This window comes from Streptomyces himastatinicus ATCC 53653, from assembly GCF_000158915.1.
GTDB classification, from domain to species: domain Bacteria; phylum Actinomycetota; class Actinomycetes; order Streptomycetales; family Streptomycetaceae; genus Streptomyces; species Streptomyces himastatinicus.
In genome coordinates, this window is the sequence record NZ_GG657754.1 from 4,512,988 (window position 1) to 4,528,219 (window position 15,232).

The window sequence follows — 15,232 nt, forward strand, 5'->3', positions numbered from 1 at the left end:
TTCTCGACCACCAGGGTCTCGGTGGTGAGCAGCAGAAGAGGCGATGGAGGCGGCGTTCTCCAGCGCGGAGCGGGTGACCTTGACCGGGTCGATGACGCCGGCCTTCACCAGGTCGCCGTACTCCTCGGTCGCGGCGTTGTAGCCGTGGCCCTTCTCCAGCTCGGCGACCTTCGAGGTGATGACGTAGCCCTCGAGGCCCGCGTTCTCCGCGATCCAGCGCAGCGGCTCGACGACGGCGCGGCGGACGACGGCGACACCGGTGGCCTCGTCGCCCTCCTTGCCCAGGCTGCCTTCCAGCACCTTGGCGGCGTGGACCAGAGCGGAGCCACCACCGGAGACGATGCCCTCCTCGACCGCGGCGCGGGTCGCGGAGATGGCGTCCTCCAGACGGTGCTTCTTCTCCTTCAGCTCGACCTCGGTGGCCGCGCCGACGCGGATCACGCACACGCCACCGGCCAGCTTCGCGAGGCGCTCCTGGAGCTTCTCGCGGTCCCAGTCGGAGTCCGTGGACTCGATCTCGGCCTTGATCTGGGCGATGCGGCCGGCCACGTCGTCGCTGTTGCCGCCGCCGTCGACGATGGTGGTGTCGTCCTTGGTGACGGTCACGCGGCGGGCGGTGCCCAGCACGTCCAGACCGGCCTGGTCGAGCTTGAGGCCGACCTCCTCGGCGATGACGGTCGCACCGGTGAGGGTGGCGATGTCGCCGAGCATGGCCTTGCGGCGGTCACCGAAGCCGGGGGCCTTCACGGCGACGGCGTTGAAGGTGCCGCGGATCTTGTTGACGACGAGGGTGGACAGGGCCTCGCCCTCCACGTCCTCGGCGATGATCAGCAGCGGCTTGCTGGCGCCGGCCTGGATGACCTTCTCCAGCAGCGGCAGCAGGTCCTGGATCGAGCCGATCTTGCCCTGGTGGATCAGGATGTACGGGTCGTCGAGGACGGCCTCCATACGCTCCTGGTCGGTCACCATGTACGGCGAGAGGTAGCCCTTGTCGAAGGACATGCCCTCGGTGAAGTCCAGCTCCAGACCGAAGGTGTTGGACTCCTCGACGGTGATGACACCGTCCTTGCCGACCTTGTCCATCGCCTCGGCGATCAGCTCGCCGACCTGCTTGTCCTGGGCGGACAGCCCGGCCACGGCGGCGATGTCGGACTTGGAGTCGATCGGGCTGGCGGTGGCCAGCAGGTCCTCGGAGACGGCCTTGACGGCGGCGTCGATGCCCTTCTTCAGGGCGGCCGGGGAGGCACCGGCGGCCACGTTGCGCAGGCCCTCGCGGACCAGCGCCTGGGCCAGCACGGTGGCGGTGGTGGTGCCGTCACCCGCGATGTCGTTGGTCTTGGTCGCCACCTCCTTGACGAGCTGGGCGCCAAGGTTCTCGTACGGGTCCTCGACCTCGACCTCGCGGGCGATCGTGACACCGTCGTTGGTGATGGTCGGAGCACCGAACTTCTTGTCGATGACGACGTTGCGGCCGCGGGGGCCGATCGTCACCTTGACGGTGTCCGCAAGCTTGTTCACGCCGCGCTCAAGGGCGCGACGGGCGTCCTCGTCGAACTTCAGGATCTTCGCCATGGTTGCGTATGTCCTCTCATTGCGATCCTCGGCCGCCGTACGGAGGCAGCCGCCGTCGCGTCAAAAAAACGAACCGCGCCCCGACCCCGGGTATCTGTGACACGGGCACCGGGGCGCGGCTCAAGGCAAGACTTCGGTGATTACTTCTCGACGATCGCGAGGACGTCGCGAGCCGAGAGGACGAGGTACTCCTCGCCGCTGTACTTCACCTCGGTGCCGCCGTACTTGCTGTAGAGCACGACGTCGCCGACGGAGACGTCGAGCGGAAGCCGCTTGCCGTCCTCGAAACGGCCCGGGCCGACGGCCAGGACGACGCCCTCCTGGGGCTTCTCCTTGGCGGTGTCCGGGATGACCAGGCCGGAGGCCGTGGTCTGCTCGGCCTCGACGGCCTGGACCACGATGCGGTCCTCAAGCGGCTTGATGGCAACCTTGGAGCTGGCGGTCGTCACGATCCGACCTCCCCCTTCGGAGATCTCACGGGGTTAACTGTCTGAGGTGGCGACCAGGTGGATCCGTCGTCGCGGGTGCCGGACCTGCCCGTCGCTGTGTTTGGCACTCAGTGGTGCCGAGTGCCAGCCCTGACATTATGACGCGGTTAGCACTCCGTCAACCAGAGTGCCAAGCGAGGCGCCGCCGGACCGCACGGACGCCCCGGATGCCGCCCCTCAGACGTAGTCCTCCAGCCGCGCCACGGCGAAGCCCTGCGCCTGGATCTCGCGCAGCAGCTCGGTGATCATTTCGGTCATGGTGTGCCCGTCGAGCTGCTCCGGGCCGCGGAAGTGCGCGAGCACGATGTCCCCCGGCTGGAGCCGTCCGCCGGACCGGTAGACCAGCCCCTGGGTCTCCATCTCGGCGCGCCACAGCACCACGGGGCCCAGCCCGCAGTCGGCCGCCGCGCGCAGGGTGGTCTCGTCGTACTCCCCGTAGGGCGGGCGGAAGAGGCGCGGCTGGACGCCGAGCCGGTTCCGGAGGTTCTCCTGCTGCCCGCAGATCTCCTGCACCTGGGTGCCGTAGTCCTGCCCGGCCAGGCTGGGGTGGGTGAGGGTGTGGTTGCCGATGCCGCCGCCGAGCCGGTGCAGCTCCCCGAAGTAGTCGTACTGGCCGTCGACGGCCTGGTCCGTCAGGAACTGGGTGAACGGCAGCCCGAGGTCGCGGACTTGGTCGATGAAGCGCGGATCCTTCTCCAGTCCGTCGTCAATCGTCAGGAAAACCACCCGATCGGTGGTCGCCACCTGACGGATGACCGGCGGCAGCCCCGGCGGCTGCTCCCCGTCCGGCACGAGCGGCGGTTTGACGTCGGGTGGGGGCGGCGGCGGGTCCAGCGGCCGGTCCAGACCCCAGTGGTGGTACGCGCCCGGGGCGACCCCCGGCGCCGGGCGCGGCGATCGCGGGGGCGAGCCGGGCGGCGGGCCCGGCGGCGTGGGTGGCCGCATGTCGTCCGCGGCGGGGGCCGAGGAGGGTACGGAGCCGTCGCCGGGCGGCGCCCCGGACGGCGCGGACACGGCGGGTGATCCGGACGCGGACCACGGGGCGGCCACGCCCGGCGTCTGCCGCTGCCCGGCGGCCTGCTTGCCCGCCCCGGCCGGTGGCGCGGGGGCGGCGAGGGTTCCGCAGCCGACGAGGACGGCCGCCGCGGCGGCGAGAACCAGACACCTGGAAAGACCAGCGTTGATCATCATCACAAAAGCGATCTTCATCTCTACGGTGCGCGGACGCGCGACACGCGGGTGCGGATGCGCTCCCCGGAGCGGGGAGAATGGGCCATGTGGACGTTGACGCCTTCGACTCACTGCTCGGCGACGAGGGGCAGGCGCTGCTCTCCGCGCTCCGGAACTACGACCCGGCGCGGGAGCTGGCCACCGCGACCCGGCTGCGCCGCGACCATCCGGCCGCCCTGGTCTCGGCGGCCCTGGCCCAGGCCCAGCTGCGGCAGCGGGCGGTGCCCAAGTTCGGGGCCGAGGACGCCCATCGCATGTACTTCACGCCCAACGGCGTCGAGCAGTCCACCCGCACCTCCGTCGCCGCCTACCGCGCCGACCGGCTGGCCGGGTTCGGGGTGCGCAGCGTGGCCGATCTGTGCTGCGGCATCGGCGGCGACGCGATCGCGATGGCGCGGGCCGGGCTCAGCGTGCTGGCCGTCGACCGCGACCCACTGACCTGTGCGGTCGCCCGGGCCAACGCCGACGCGCTGGGCCTGTCGCAGCTGATCGAGGTGCGCTGCGCGGATGTCACCGGGATCGACACCTCGTCGTACGACGCGGTCTTCGTGGACCCCGCCCGGCGCGGCGGCCGGGGCCGGGTCTTCGACCCCGAGGCGTACTCCCCGCCGCTGTCCTGGGCCATCGAGGCCGCCCGTACGACCCCGCGCGCCGCCCTCAAGATCGCGCCAGGCATTCCCCACGAGGCGGTGCCGGAGGACGCGGAGGCCGAGTGGATCTCGGACCAGGGGAACGTGAAGGAGGCCGTCCTGTGGTTCGGCACCGCCCGCCCCGGCATGCGCCGCGCCACCCTGCTGCCCACCGGCCACTCCCTGCTCGGCGCCCAGCTCCCCGACCCCGAGCCCGGCCCGGTCGGCCGCTGGCTGTACGAACCGGACGGCGCCGTCATCCGCGCCCACCTCGTGGCGGACGTCGCGGCCCGCATCGGCGGCCGCCTCATCGACCCGACGATCGCCTACATCACCACGGACGAGCTGCGCCCGACGCCGTACGCCACCGCGTACGAGATCACCGATGTGCTGCCGTTCAACCTGAAGAAGCTCAGGGCGCTGCTGCGGGAGCGTGAGGTCGGCATCGCGACCATCAAGAAGCGCGGCTCGGCGATCGAGCCGGAGCATCTGCGCAAGAAGCTGCGGCTGGAGGGGGGCAACGCCTGCACGATCCTCCTCACCCGCTCGGCGGGCGCCCCCACGATGCTCCTGGGGCACCCGGCCTCTTAGCCCTTCTGCTCCGCGTGGAGTTCGAACCAGATCCCCTTCGCGTACATCCCCGCCGGATCCGCGTCGGCCGTGCCCCAGGCGTCGGCGAGGGCGGCGACCAGGCCGAGGCCGCGGCCGTGGAGGCGGTCTGGGGCGGCGAGGCGACCGGCGGTGGGGAGTTGGGCGGAGGCGTCGTAGACCAGGACGCGGAAGCGGGGTGGCTCGATCATCACGCGCAGCGTCAGGGAGTCGCCCTCGGCGTGCAGAAAGGCGTTGGTGGCCAGCTCGGAGGTGCACAGGGTGGCCACCTCGACCAGGCCCTCCTGCCCCACGGAGCCCAGCACGACGGCGACGAAGTCCCGGCAGACCTTGGCGGAGGTGGCGTTCCGGTTGCTCTGGAGCGTGTAGACGTACGGGTCCTTGGAGGGAACGGGCGGGCGACGCGGTGGACGGTCGTCGGACTCGTAGTCGGACTCCATGGGTCAACTCCCTGCGAACGGGCCTATATCGCGCGTACCGTTACAGCGATCAACGCGCAGTAGCGGCAACGACACCCAAGGTAGGGCAGCGATGCAAACAACTGCTACGGTCCCGTTGAATTTCGTCGACAATTACTCCTTCAGGGTTACGGAGGGCCATGCCACCCCGAAGCGTCCCGACCGCGCGTCAAGTCCGGCTCGGCACAGAACTGAGGAGGATGCGCGAGGGCGCCGGACTCAGCATCCAGGAGGCCGCTGACCGGCTGGGCATCAACCGCACCCACATCACCAACCTGGAACTGGCCCGCTTCGGCGTGAGCGAGGAGCGGGTGCGGGCCCTCGCCGCCATCTACACCTGCCCCGACCACGGTTACGTCGACGCGCTCGTCTCCATGACCCGCGAGCGCAAGGGCGGCTGGTGGGAGGAGTACCGGGGCCATATCGCCACCGGCGGGCTCGACCTCGCCGAGTTGGAGTACTACGCGACCAGCCTGCGCGTGGTCGAGCTGATGTTTCTGCCGGGCCTGTTGCAGACCGAGGAATACGCACGGGCCGTGCTCGGCGAGGCCGTTCCGGCATGGTCACCCCCCGAGCTGAGGCGCAGGCTGTCCCATCGCATGAAGCGCCGGGACATCCTCGACCGGGACGACCCTCCGCCGTGCACCTTCATCATCCACGAGGCATGTCTGCGCCTGCGGTTCGGCGGGCCGCAACTCATGCGCCGACAACTGGACAGCCTGCTGGAAGCCTCGACACGGGAGAATGTCACCGTGCGGGTCATCCCCTTCGAGGCGGGCGGGTTTCCGGTCTCCGGCGTATCGATGACCTATGCCTCGGGCCCGGTGCCACAGCTGGACACGGTGCAGCTCGACGCCGCGCACGGCCCGATGTTCCTGGACGCCGAGACCCAGCTGACCAATCACCGGGCGGTGCTGGCCCGGACGATGAAAGTGACCCTCCCCCAGAAGGAGTCACGTGACATGATCCACGGCATCGCCCAACATCTCTGAAGGCAAGACACCTCTGAAGGCAAAGACATGTCTGAGATCAATTGGCAGAAGTCCTCCTACTCCACGCAAGGGGACGGCAACTCCTGCATAGAGCTGGCCTCCATAGGACCCGACGCCATAGCGCTGCGCGAGAGCGACGAGCCCGGCACCGTGATGACCACCACCCCCGCTAAGCTGCGGCCCCTCCTCCACGCCATCAAAGCGGGCGAGTTCGACCACCTTGCGGGGTAGTCCCTCCGGGCCGGCTCCGGTCGTGGCACGATCATCCCGCTGAGGGGCCGGACCGGAGGGTGGCAGGGATGGAACATGAGTGACGAGAAGCGGTCCGTATCGGATCAGGAGCTGTCCGATCTCCTTCAGGATCTGGAGGAGATGCTGCGTTACCTGGAGGAGACGGTCGCAGGTCTCGACCAGTTGGCGAAGACCCTCGGCGACGACTTCAAGGGCCCCGCGGCGACCGCGCACAAGAAGCTCCAGCGGGACGCCTACCGGGACGCGGTGCGCGTCCGGCAGATGCTGCTGCACGTCGAGGACGCGACGAAGCGGCGCGGCGAGAGCCTGGGCGAGCGGTATCTGGAGCTGCTGCACCGCTTCCAGTCGCTCCAGCGGTCGTCCGACGCGTCCGACTGATCAGATTCGGCCGCGGTCAGTCCTCGGCGTCGTCGGGGCTGAGCTCGCGGTTGACGAGACGGTAGTAGCCGATCGCCTTGAGCAGGCCGAGACCGCCCGCCACCGCGAAGACGACGGCGATCCCCATCGCCACCCCGAACGTCTCCGCGCCGAGGTCCGACATCGCCGTGGACGCCCCCAGCACCAGCCCGAGGCAGCACAGCACCAGCGACGGCAGCAGCCACAGCAGCGCGCTGCCCGACACCCGCCAGTGCGGCAGCGTCTGCGGATCCCGCCCCAGCTCGGCCCAGTCCCTCAGCCGCGCGCCGACGAACACGTCCCGCCGGATGCCCGAGGCCAGGCCCAGGCTGGAGGGGACGGTGGCGCCCAGGGCCAGCCCGAGGAAGATCACGCCGAGGATGTGCTCGACGATCTGGCCGGTCACCAGGAACTGGAACCCCGACACCGCCAGCGTCCACCCCAGCGCGAACACCAGCGTCAGCAGCCACAGCAGCAACGCCCGGTGCGGCGCCATGTACCACCGCGCCAGCGTCCCCATCGCCCGCGCCCGGTCGGCGAGCAGCCCGGCGCGGTCGGGCCAGGGCCGCAGGTCCGGGGCGGGCGGGGGTGGTGGCAGTGCGTCGGGCGGGGTCATGGAACGCAGTCTCTCAGTTCTGGCGGAGGCGTGAACTCCATTCCTCCGCGGCGCACAGGAACCCGGCCACCGGCCACCGCCGGGTCACACCTTCCAGTACTTCGCCACCGCCTGGGCGTACGCCACCCGGTGGTCGAGCCCGCCTTCCCGGACCCGGAACCGGCCGCGCGCGGACTCGGTCATGGCCGCCCGGCCGAAGAGGGCACCCGGCCGTTTCCAGGCCGTCCGCAGCGGGGCGTCGAGGGAGTCCGCGGGCATGTCGGACAGTGCCATGACGACCAGGTACACCAGGACCAGCGGCAGCAGCACCAGGCACAGCAGAAGCGACGGCACCGTCCCCTCCCGCCCGTGCAGCACCGTCCCGTCAGGCAGGTGGATCTCGTTCAGGGGCCGATACTGCTTCCTCCGCTGCGGAAGGCGCAGTTCGGCCAGCGGCTCATGGCCGGGGGTGAGTACGGCAAGACGACGCTCGCCCGTCCGGACGACCACGGCGAGCGGCGCGGCCCCGGCGGGATCGGCGGCGATGGTGAAGCGCGGCTCGCACCCCTCGGGAAGGGGGAAGCCGTCGGGGACGCCACGGCGCACGTGGAGGGGTGCGGAGCCCCGGGGGCGCAGTGTGTCGCGCTTGGACTTGGAGTCGCGGTGGCGGGTGAAGGTGAGCGTCATGGTGTGTCCCGTGTCGGCCCGGCTGGTCGCGCTACCCGACCGACTCGAAGCGCCACCGGTGGACGGCCCGGCGCACCAGGTCCGGGCCCGGCTCGGGGAGTTCGGGGAGGCCCGGGGTGTCGTACGTGCCATCCCACCACGTGATCACCAGCACCCGGTCCTCGGGGGCGCGGAAGGTCTCACGGCGCAGCGGCGCCGGGTCGAGGGGCTGGTCGGCGGTCCAGGCGAGCAGGTCCTCGCCGCGGCCCTCGACGGCCCGGGCTTCCCACATCAGGGCGACGGTCATGCGTACAAATTCTTCCGGCTCAGCTCGTGAACGTGGTCGTGGTGGTGCGGCGCGGGCGCCGGGACGTGGGGGTCCGTCACCGGGAGCGAGGAGTCGGCCGACAGGTCCCAGGCCGACGCGGACCGGCCGCGCGCGACCATCTCCGCGCCGAGGGCGGCGACCATCGCGCCGTTGTCCGTGCACAGCTTGGGGCGCGGCACGCGCAGCGTGATGCCCGCGTCCTCGCAGCGGCGCTCGGCCATGGCCCGCAGCCGGGAGTTGGCGGCGACGCCGCCGCCGATCATCAGGTGGTCGACGCCCTCGTCCTTGCAGGCGCGGACGGCCTTGCGGGTCAGGACGTCGGCCACGGCCTCCTGGAAGGAGGCCGAGACGTCGGCGACCGGAACCTCCTCGCCCGCCGCGCGCTTGGCCTCGATCCAGCGGGCGACGGCCGTCTTGAGGCCGGAGAAGGAGAAGTCGTACGCGGCGTCGCGCGGCCCGGTCAGCCCGCGCGGGAAGGCGATCGCGTCGGGGTCGCCGTCGCGGGCGATGCGGTCGATGACGGGACCGCCGGGGAAGCCGAGGTGGAGCACCCGGGCGATCTTGTCGAACGCCTCGCCCGCCGCGTCGTCGATGGTCGAGCCCAGCGGCCGGACGTCCGTGGTGATGTCGGGCGCCAGCAGCAGCGACGAGTGGCCGCCGCTGACCAGCAGCGCCATCGTCGGCTCGGGCAGCGCGCCGTGTTCGAGCTGGTCGACGCAGATGTGGGAGGCGAGGTGGTTGACGCCGTACAGCGGCTTGCCGAGGGCGTACGCGTACGCCTTGGCGGCCGAGACGCCGACGAGCAGGGCGCCCGCGAGGCCGGGGCCTGCGGTGACGGCGATGCCGTCGAGGTCGGAGGCGGCGACTCCGGCGTCCTTCAGGGCCCGCTGGATGGTGGGGACCATCGCTTCCAGGTGGGCGCGGCTGGCGACTTCGGGGACGACGCCGCCGTAGCGGGCGTGTTCGTCGACGCTGGAGGCGACCGCGTCGGCGAGCAGGGTGTGGCCGCGCACGATCCCGACGCCGGTCTCGTCGCAGGAGGTCTCGATGCCGAGGACGAGCGGTTCGTCAGCCATGGGTCTTCGTTCCTTGTACGGATGTTCCTGGACCGGATGAGGGGTTCACGACGGTGGTCGCCGGGCCGATCAGGCGCATGACCAGCGCGTCGACGTTGCCGGGCTGGTAGTAGCCCTTGCGGATGCCGATGGGTTCGAAGCCGAAGCGCTCGTAGAGGCGCTGGGCGCGGGTGTTGTCGACCCGCACTTCGAGGAGCACCTCGCGGCATTCGAAGGCGGTGGCGGCGGTGAGGAGATCGGCGAGGAGACGGGCGCCGAGGCCGGTGCCCCAGTGGTCGCGTGCGGTGGCGATGGTCTGGACGTCGCCGGTGCGGTCGAAGACGGCAAGACCGGCGTAGCCGACTATGCGGCCGTCGGTCTCGGCGACCGTGTAGTGGCGGGTGGCGCCGCCGCGGGCGTGCGCCAGCTCCGACCAGAACATGCCCTGCGACCAGGCGTCCTCGGGGAACAGCTCCTCTTCGAGCTCCAGCACCGGATCGATGTCCCACCAGCGCATCTCGCGCAGTGCGACGTCTTCGTGAGCCGTGTCCGTCACTTGGGCGTGACCACCTTGTAGTTGGCGGGCACCTGGGCGTCGGGGCGGCGCAGATAGAGCGGCCGGTCGGGCAGCAGCTCCTCGCCACGGCCCAGCTTCTCGGCGGCGAGGGAGGCCAGCGCGCCCGCCGACTGGTACTCGGGCATGCCCTCGGGGACGTCCGCGAAGGCGGCGGGGTAGAGCAGGGCGCCCGCGCCGACGGCCGGGAGCCCGGCGACGCCGGGCCGCTCGGTGAGGTCGGCGGGGTGGTCGACGGCGGGCTCGGTGACCCGGGTCCGCGGGTCGTCGTACCGCGCCCAGTACACCTCCTTGCGGCGGGCGTCGGTGGCCACCACGAAGGGGCCGGTGAGCCCGGCCATCCCGGCGGCGTACGCGATCCCGTCCAGCGTGCACAGCCCGTGCACGGGCACGTCCAGCGCGGCGCCGAAGGTGGCCGCCGTGACCAGTCCGACCCGCAGCCCGGTGTACGGGCCCGGGCCGACGCCGACGACGATGTCCGTCACGGCCCCCAGCTCCGCGCCCGCCGTCTCCAGCGTCCGGTGGACGGCGGGCAGCAGCAGCTCGCCGTGGCGCCGGGCGTCGACCTCGGCGGTCTCGGCGAGGACTTCGGCGCCGTCGTGGAGGGCGACGGTGACGGCGGGGGTGGCGGTATCAAGCGCGAGCAACAGCACGAGGACAGCCTACGGCGCCGCGGGAGGCGGTCGCGGTGGACCGGTTGCGGCCGTCCACCGGTGCTACCGTCGTGATATTGCGTACGCGCGGTAAGCACGTACTGACCACAGGAGAGGGTGGCCACCGTGCCAAGGAGCAGCACCGGGCCCGCCGTGGCCGTTCTGACCGCGGCCGCGCTGGGCGTCGTCGGCTTTCTCGGTTACCAGGCCAAGGCCACCGCCCCGGACCACCGCACCCAGGAGCGGCGCAGCTCGCAGGCGACCGACTCCAAGGGCAAGACGAAGGACAAGGCGGAGAAGAAGTCCACCGCGCTCCCCAAGGGCTCCGGCACCGGCGTGCGCGTCGTCTACTCCGTGGGCGGCAACCGGGTCTGGCTGGTCGGCGCCGACGGCAAGGCCACCCGTACCTTCGCGGTGGGCGCCAGCTCGGCGAGCCCCGATCCGGGCACGTATCAGGTCACTTCCCGCAACCCGAGCGGTGTCGGCTCGGACGGGGTGCAGGTGGAGCACATCGTGGTGTTTCACCAGGACGAGGGAGTGACGTTCGGTTTCAGTGCGGCCATGGACGGCGCGATGCCGGATCCGCGGGCGAAGAAGAAGACGGGTGCGGTGCGGGAGTCCCGGGCGGACGGCGCGGCGCTGTGGGAGTTCGCGCAGCCGAACACGAAGGTCGTCGTGATCGCGTAAAGCCCCCGGGCTACGCCGCGTCGCGCTCCGGCTCGTCCGCGGGACGCTGCTGTGCCTCCGCCTCGACGGGCGCCTCGACGGGCGCCTCCGGTGGCGTGGAGACGGCGCTCGCCGCCGCACAGGCCGCCAGCAGATCCCTCATCGACGGTGACCGGTCATCGCGCCGGGGGTCGTCCAGGGCAGTGGGCTCTTGGGCCGACATGGATGCCTCCTGAGGGTGCCGGGGGGCAGGAGGTTAGGTACGCCTAACCGCGCTTCCCCTACCATGTGACCACGCCCGATGCCCAGAGCGCAACATCATGCCGACGGCCTGTCGGAAACTCTTCCGGAATCTCCCCACGGCTCACCCGGCTCACCCCGGCTCACCCCGGCTCACCCCGGCTCACCCCGCGAGCGACGCCAGGTCCTCGTCCGCCCAGCGCGGGCCCACACCGATAACGGCGACGCCGCGTACGTCGTTCTCCTCCGCTTCCGCCCCCACCGTCCGCTCGATCACCACATGCAGCCGGTCCTCGGACAGCTCCTCGACCTTGCCCTCGCCCCACTCCACCGCGATCACCGAATCCGGCAGCGAGACGTCCAGGTCGAGGTCCTCCATCTCCTCCAGGCCCCCGCCCAGCCGGTACGCGTCGACGTGGACCAGCGGGGGGCCGTCGGACAGGGAAGGGTGGACGCGGGCGATCACGAAGGTGGGGGAGGTGACCGCGCCCCGTACGCCCAGGCCCTCGCCCAGGCCCCGGGTCAGCGTGGTCTTGCCCGCGCCCAGCTCCCCGGTCAGGAGCACCAGATCGCCGGGGCGCAGCAGCTTGGCGAGCCGGCGGCCCAGGTCCCGCATCTGCTCGGGCGAGGTGACGGTCATGCGTGTGGTGCCTACGTCCATACCCGCCGATGGTACGGGCCGGGGCCGGGCCCTACGTTCGCCCTGGGCCCCGGCCGAACGGCAACTGAACCGGGGCTCATCCCCGGGCCGAACGGCGGCCCGCGCCGTCCCCGGGGACGCCCCCGGCGCCGACCACCTGGGTCAGCAGCTCGGCCAGATGTCCGTTGACCACCTCGGGGTGCTCCAGGATCACCAGATGGCCGCCGTCCTCCACGATCACCAGCTCCGCCCCGGGCAGCAGCTCCGCGATGGCCTCGCTGTGTTCCATCGGGGTGATCAGGTCCTTGTCCCCGGCCAGCACCAGCACCGGCACCCCGTCGAAGTACGGCAGCGCCTCCGCCTTGTCGTGGGCGATGAACGCCGGATAGAACTCCGCGACCACATCGATCGGCGTCGCCTCGATCAGCCGCTCCGCGAACCGGGCCACCCCCGGGTCCACGTCCTTCGTCCCGAACGAATAGCGCTTGATCAGCCCCGCGAAGAGGTCCGCGGTCGCCCGGCGGCCCCGCTCCACCAGCTCCACCTGCCAGCCGAGCGCCTTGAGCAGCCCGGGCAGCACCCGCCGCACCGCGTTCATGCCGACGACCGGGAGGCCGAAGCTGACCTCGCCGAGCCGCCCCGCCGAGGTGCCGACGAACGCCGCGCCGACCACCCGCTCCCGGATCAGCTCCGGGTACTGGGCGGCCAGCGCCATCATCGTCATACCGCCCATGGAATGGCCGACCAGCACCAGCGGTCCCTCGGGCGCGGCCGCGTCGATCACGGCCTTCAGATCGCGGCCCAGCTGGTCGATGTCGACCTGGGTGCCGTTCGTCTGGGCGCAGCCGCGCTGGGAGCGGCCGTGGCAGCGCTGGTCCCAGTAGACGGTGCGGACCACATCGCGCAGCGCGGCCCGCTGGAAGTGCCAGGAGTCCTGGCCGAGGCAGTAGCCATGGCTGAAGATCACGGTCACCGGGGCCACGGGCGCCCGCCGGGCGAACCGGCGCTTGCGGCGGGTGGGCGCGACCGGTTCGCGTATCTCCTCGACCTCGTAGTACAGCTCCGTGCCGTCGTCGGCGACCGCCCGTCCCGGGGTGCCCCGCAGGGTGCCGTACGGGCCCTCCGCGTCCAGGGCGAGGCGCGCCTTGCGCCGTACGCCGCGGCCGACCGTCAGCCGCTCCAGCGCGACGCCCATCGCCGCGCCCGCCGCGACCACGCCGATCGCGGCTCCCGCGAACCCGGCGCCCCGGCGCCAGCCCACGGCCGTGGCCCCCGCCGCGACCTTCGTCGCCGTTTCCACCGTGCTCTCCTCGCCCATGGTCAGATCCCTGTGCCCCCGAGGTCACCTACATAAACGCGGGGGACCCGGGAGCTGATCCGGGTGACGATCTCGTACGCGATCGACCCCACGGCCCGCGCCCAGTCCTCCGCGGTCGGCTCCCCGTGGTCCCCGGGGCCGAACAGCACCGCCTCGTCCCCCGGCTGTGCGCTGTCGCCGCCGAGGTCGACCACGAACTGGTCCATCGCCACGGTGCCCGCGATGGTCCGCCACTTGCCCGCGACCAGCACCGGGCCGGTGCCCGAGGCGTGCCGCGGGATCCCGTCACCGTAGCCGAGCGGCACCAGCGCGAGGGTGGTCTCGCCGGGGGTGACGTAGCGGTGCCCGTACGAGACGCCGTGTCCGCCCGGCACCCGCTTCACCGCGGCCAGCGACGCCTTCAGCGTCATCACCGGGCGCAGCCCGAAGTCGGCGGGCACGCCCAGCTCCGGGCTGGGCGAGATTCCGTACAGGGCGATGCCCGGTGCGTACCAGGTCGAAGTGCGACTCGGTGGATGGTCAGGGTCGCCGGGGAGTTCGCCAGGTGCCGCACCTCCGGCCGCAGCCCCGCCCGTTCCGCCTGGTCCAGCAGCTCGCGGAAGACGGTCAGCTGGGCGGCGATCGACGGGTGGCCCGGCTCGTCCGCGCACGCGAAGTGCGACCACAGCCCGGTCACCTTGACCGTGCCCTCCGCCTCCGCGGCCAGGGCCTCGGCGACCAGCTCCGGCCAGTCCGCGGGCGGGCAGCCGTTGCGGCCGAGCCCGGTGTCCGCCTTGAGCTGGACGCGCGCGGTGCGCCCGCACGCGCGGGCCGCCGCGACGGCCTCGCGCAGCGCCCACACCCCGCTGGCCGAGACGTCGATGTCCGCCTCGATCGCCTGCCGCCACGGCCCGCCCGGCGTCCACAGCCAGCACATCAGCCGCCCCTGGTCGCCCGCCGCGCGCAGCGCGAGCGCCTCCTCGGGCGTGGCCGTGCCCAGCCAGCCCGCGCCCGCCGCGCGGGCTGCGCGCGCGCACGGGATCGCGCCGTGGCCGTAGCCGTCCGACTTGACCACAGCCATCAGCTCGGCGGTGGGCGCCGCTGCACGCAGCGCCCGAACGTTGTCCCGCAGGGCGGTCAGATCGACCACGGCACGGGCGCGCATCGGTGTCTCGTCCATCTCCGTCAGTGTCTCAGGCCGATCGATGGACCGGAGGATGTACCGGAATGCGCAGTTTCTGAATGTGAGCTGGCGGAATGCGTGCTTCCAAGCGCGGAGTGCCCTCCGTTCGGGACACTATGGCCATGAGGATCGCCTACAGCGTCGAGACCGTACGAGCCGCTGAACAGGACCTGATGGCGCGGCTGCCCGAAGGAACACTCATGCGGCGCGCGGCAGCCGGACTCGCCGCCGCCTGCGCCGACCTGCTCCACCGGGTCTACGGGGCCCGCGTCGCCCTGCTGACCGGCAGCGGGGACAACGGGGGCGACGCGCTCTACGCGGGCGCCCGGCTCGCCCGGCGCGGCGCGGGCGTCACCGCCGTCCTGCTCGCCCCCGACCGCGCCCACTCCGGGGGCTTGCGCGCCCTGCGCGCGGCGGGCGGACGCGCGGTGACCGCCGACGAGGGCGAACGTGCCCTCATGCACGCCGACGTCGTCCTCGACGGCATCGTCGGCATCGGCGGCAAGGGCGGCCTGCGGGAGGAAGCCGAGCGGCTCGTCCGGCTCGTCCGCGGCACCGTCGTCGCCGTCGACCTCCCCAGCGGGGTCGACGCCGACACCGGCGAGGTGCGGGGCGCGGCGGTGCGCGCCGACGCCACCGTCACCTTCGGTACTTACAAGCCCCGGGCTGCTCATCGACCCCCGCCCACGAGCACGCGGGGCGCCCTCCG

General features: G+C 72.0%; 18 protein-coding genes and 2 pseudogenes. 6 read left to right on the forward strand and 14 right to left on the reverse strand.

Annotated features, from left to right (window positions below):
- From groL to SSOG_RS57485, 3 genes and pseudogenes are all read right to left on the reverse strand, one after another.
- Nucleotides 1–1,572: pseudogene (gene groL, locus SSOG_RS18635) on the reverse strand (chaperonin GroEL); the annotation flags it as partial.
- 140 nt (nucleotides 1,573–1,712) lie between these two features.
- Nucleotides 1,713–2,021: a co-chaperone GroES gene (gene groES / locus SSOG_RS18640; RefSeq protein ID WP_009715799.1), complete on the reverse strand. Its 309-nt coding sequence runs from the start codon at nucleotides 2,019–2,021 to the stop codon at nucleotides 1,713–1,715.
- Nucleotides 2,022–2,237: 216 nt separating this feature from the next.
- Complete coding sequence (locus SSOG_RS57485; protein ID WP_208867361.1) at nucleotides 2,238–3,269, reverse strand: polysaccharide deacetylase family protein; 1,032 nt, start codon at nucleotides 3,267–3,269, stop codon at nucleotides 2,238–2,240.
- Nucleotides 3,270–3,328: 59 nt separating this feature from the next.
- Between SSOG_RS57485 and SSOG_RS18650 the strand changes: the two genes are divergently transcribed.
- Complete coding sequence (locus SSOG_RS18650; RefSeq protein ID WP_009715801.1) at nucleotides 3,329–4,510, forward strand: THUMP-like domain-containing protein; 1,182 nt, start codon at nucleotides 3,329–3,331, stop codon at nucleotides 4,508–4,510.
- On the opposite strand, the gene SSOG_RS18655 is transcribed toward SSOG_RS18650, so the two are convergent.
- Entirely contained in the window at nucleotides 4,507–4,968 is a 462-nt protein-coding gene (locus tag SSOG_RS18655; RefSeq protein WP_009715802.1) for an ATP-binding protein, read from the reverse strand. The two genes, SSOG_RS18650 and SSOG_RS18655, sit on opposite strands and share 4 nt — an antisense overlap.
- Before the next feature lie 158 nt (nucleotides 4,969–5,126).
- On the opposite strand from SSOG_RS18655, the gene SSOG_RS18660 reads away from it, so the two are divergent.
- From SSOG_RS18660 to SSOG_RS18670, 3 genes are all read left to right on the forward strand, one after another.
- Nucleotides 5,127–5,978, forward strand: a complete 852-nt coding sequence (locus tag SSOG_RS18660) for a helix-turn-helix domain-containing protein (protein ID WP_009715803.1) — start codon at nucleotides 5,127–5,129, stop codon at nucleotides 5,976–5,978.
- 27 nt (nucleotides 5,979–6,005) lie between these two features.
- Nucleotides 6,006–6,209, forward strand: a complete 204-nt coding sequence (locus SSOG_RS18665) for a DUF397 domain-containing protein (RefSeq protein WP_009715804.1) — start codon at nucleotides 6,006–6,008, stop codon at nucleotides 6,207–6,209.
- A 75-nt stretch (nucleotides 6,210–6,284) separates the two neighbouring features.
- Complete coding sequence (locus SSOG_RS18670; RefSeq protein ID WP_009715805.1) at nucleotides 6,285–6,608, forward strand: hypothetical protein; 324 nt, start codon at nucleotides 6,285–6,287, stop codon at nucleotides 6,606–6,608.
- A gap of 16 nt (nucleotides 6,609–6,624) precedes the next feature.
- Here the strand turns inward: SSOG_RS18670 and SSOG_RS18675 are convergent, their stop codons facing one another.
- The 6 genes from SSOG_RS18675 to tsaB form a co-directional block, all read right to left on the reverse strand.
- Nucleotides 6,625–7,242: a hypothetical protein gene (locus SSOG_RS18675; protein WP_009715806.1), complete on the reverse strand. Its 618-nt coding sequence runs from the start codon at nucleotides 7,240–7,242 to the stop codon at nucleotides 6,625–6,627.
- An 84-nt stretch (nucleotides 7,243–7,326) separates the two neighbouring features.
- Entirely contained in the window at nucleotides 7,327–7,908 is a 582-nt protein-coding gene (locus SSOG_RS18680; RefSeq protein ID WP_039938035.1) for a hypothetical protein, read from the reverse strand.
- A 31-nt stretch (nucleotides 7,909–7,939) separates the two neighbouring features.
- Nucleotides 7,940–8,194: a hypothetical protein gene (locus tag SSOG_RS18685; protein ID WP_009715808.1), complete on the reverse strand. Its 255-nt coding sequence runs from the start codon at nucleotides 8,192–8,194 to the stop codon at nucleotides 7,940–7,942.
- Nucleotides 8,191–9,291, reverse strand: coding sequence for a tRNA (adenosine(37)-N6)-threonylcarbamoyltransferase complex transferase subunit TsaD (tsaD, locus tag SSOG_RS18690; protein WP_009715809.1), 1,101 nt, complete (start codon nucleotides 9,289–9,291; stop codon nucleotides 8,191–8,193). The genes SSOG_RS18685 and tsaD overlap by 4 nt, the downstream gene beginning before the upstream one ends.
- A complete protein-coding gene (rimI, locus tag SSOG_RS18695; protein ID WP_009715810.1) occupies nucleotides 9,284–9,826 on the reverse strand; it encodes a ribosomal protein S18-alanine N-acetyltransferase in 543 nt (180 codons plus the stop codon). The genes tsaD and rimI overlap by 8 nt, the downstream gene beginning before the upstream one ends.
- A complete protein-coding gene (tsaB, locus tag SSOG_RS18700; RefSeq protein WP_009715811.1) occupies nucleotides 9,823–10,497 on the reverse strand; it encodes a tRNA (adenosine(37)-N6)-threonylcarbamoyltransferase complex dimerization subunit type 1 TsaB in 675 nt (224 codons plus the stop codon). The genes rimI and tsaB overlap by 4 nt, the downstream gene beginning before the upstream one ends.
- Before the next feature lie 126 nt (nucleotides 10,498–10,623).
- Between tsaB and SSOG_RS18705 the strand changes: the two genes are divergently transcribed.
- Nucleotides 10,624–11,184 (forward strand): L,D-transpeptidase, encoded by a 561-nt coding sequence (locus tag SSOG_RS18705; RefSeq protein WP_009715812.1) that lies wholly within the window; start codon nucleotides 10,624–10,626, stop codon nucleotides 11,182–11,184.
- Between the two features lie 10 nt (nucleotides 11,185–11,194).
- Here the strand turns inward: SSOG_RS18705 and SSOG_RS18710 are convergent, their stop codons facing one another.
- The 4 genes and pseudogenes from SSOG_RS18710 to alr all read right to left on the reverse strand — a co-directional run bounded on the left by SSOG_RS18710 (nucleotide 11,195) and on the right by alr (nucleotide 14,520).
- Nucleotides 11,195–11,386 (reverse strand): hypothetical protein, encoded by a 192-nt coding sequence (locus SSOG_RS18710; protein WP_009715813.1) that lies wholly within the window; start codon nucleotides 11,384–11,386, stop codon nucleotides 11,195–11,197.
- Nucleotides 11,387–11,566: 180 nt separating this feature from the next.
- Entirely contained in the window at nucleotides 11,567–12,064 is a 498-nt protein-coding gene (gene tsaE, locus SSOG_RS18715) for a tRNA (adenosine(37)-N6)-threonylcarbamoyltransferase complex ATPase subunit type 1 TsaE (RefSeq protein WP_009715814.1), read from the reverse strand.
- A 76-nt stretch (nucleotides 12,065–12,140) separates the two neighbouring features.
- The gene (locus SSOG_RS18720) at nucleotides 12,141–13,361 is read right to left on the reverse strand and encodes an alpha/beta fold hydrolase (RefSeq protein ID WP_009715815.1); all 1,221 of its coding nucleotides are present in this window, start codon (nucleotides 13,359–13,361) and stop codon (nucleotides 12,141–12,143) included.
- A gap of 2 nt (nucleotides 13,362–13,363) precedes the next feature.
- A pseudogene (gene alr, locus SSOG_RS18725) lies at nucleotides 13,364–14,520 on the reverse strand (alanine racemase).
- A gap of 125 nt (nucleotides 14,521–14,645) precedes the next feature.
- Here alr and SSOG_RS18730 point away from each other — a divergent pair.
- A partial coding sequence (locus SSOG_RS18730; protein WP_063631574.1) for an NAD(P)H-hydrate epimerase occupies nucleotides 14,646–15,232 on the forward strand: 587 nt, incomplete at its 3' end.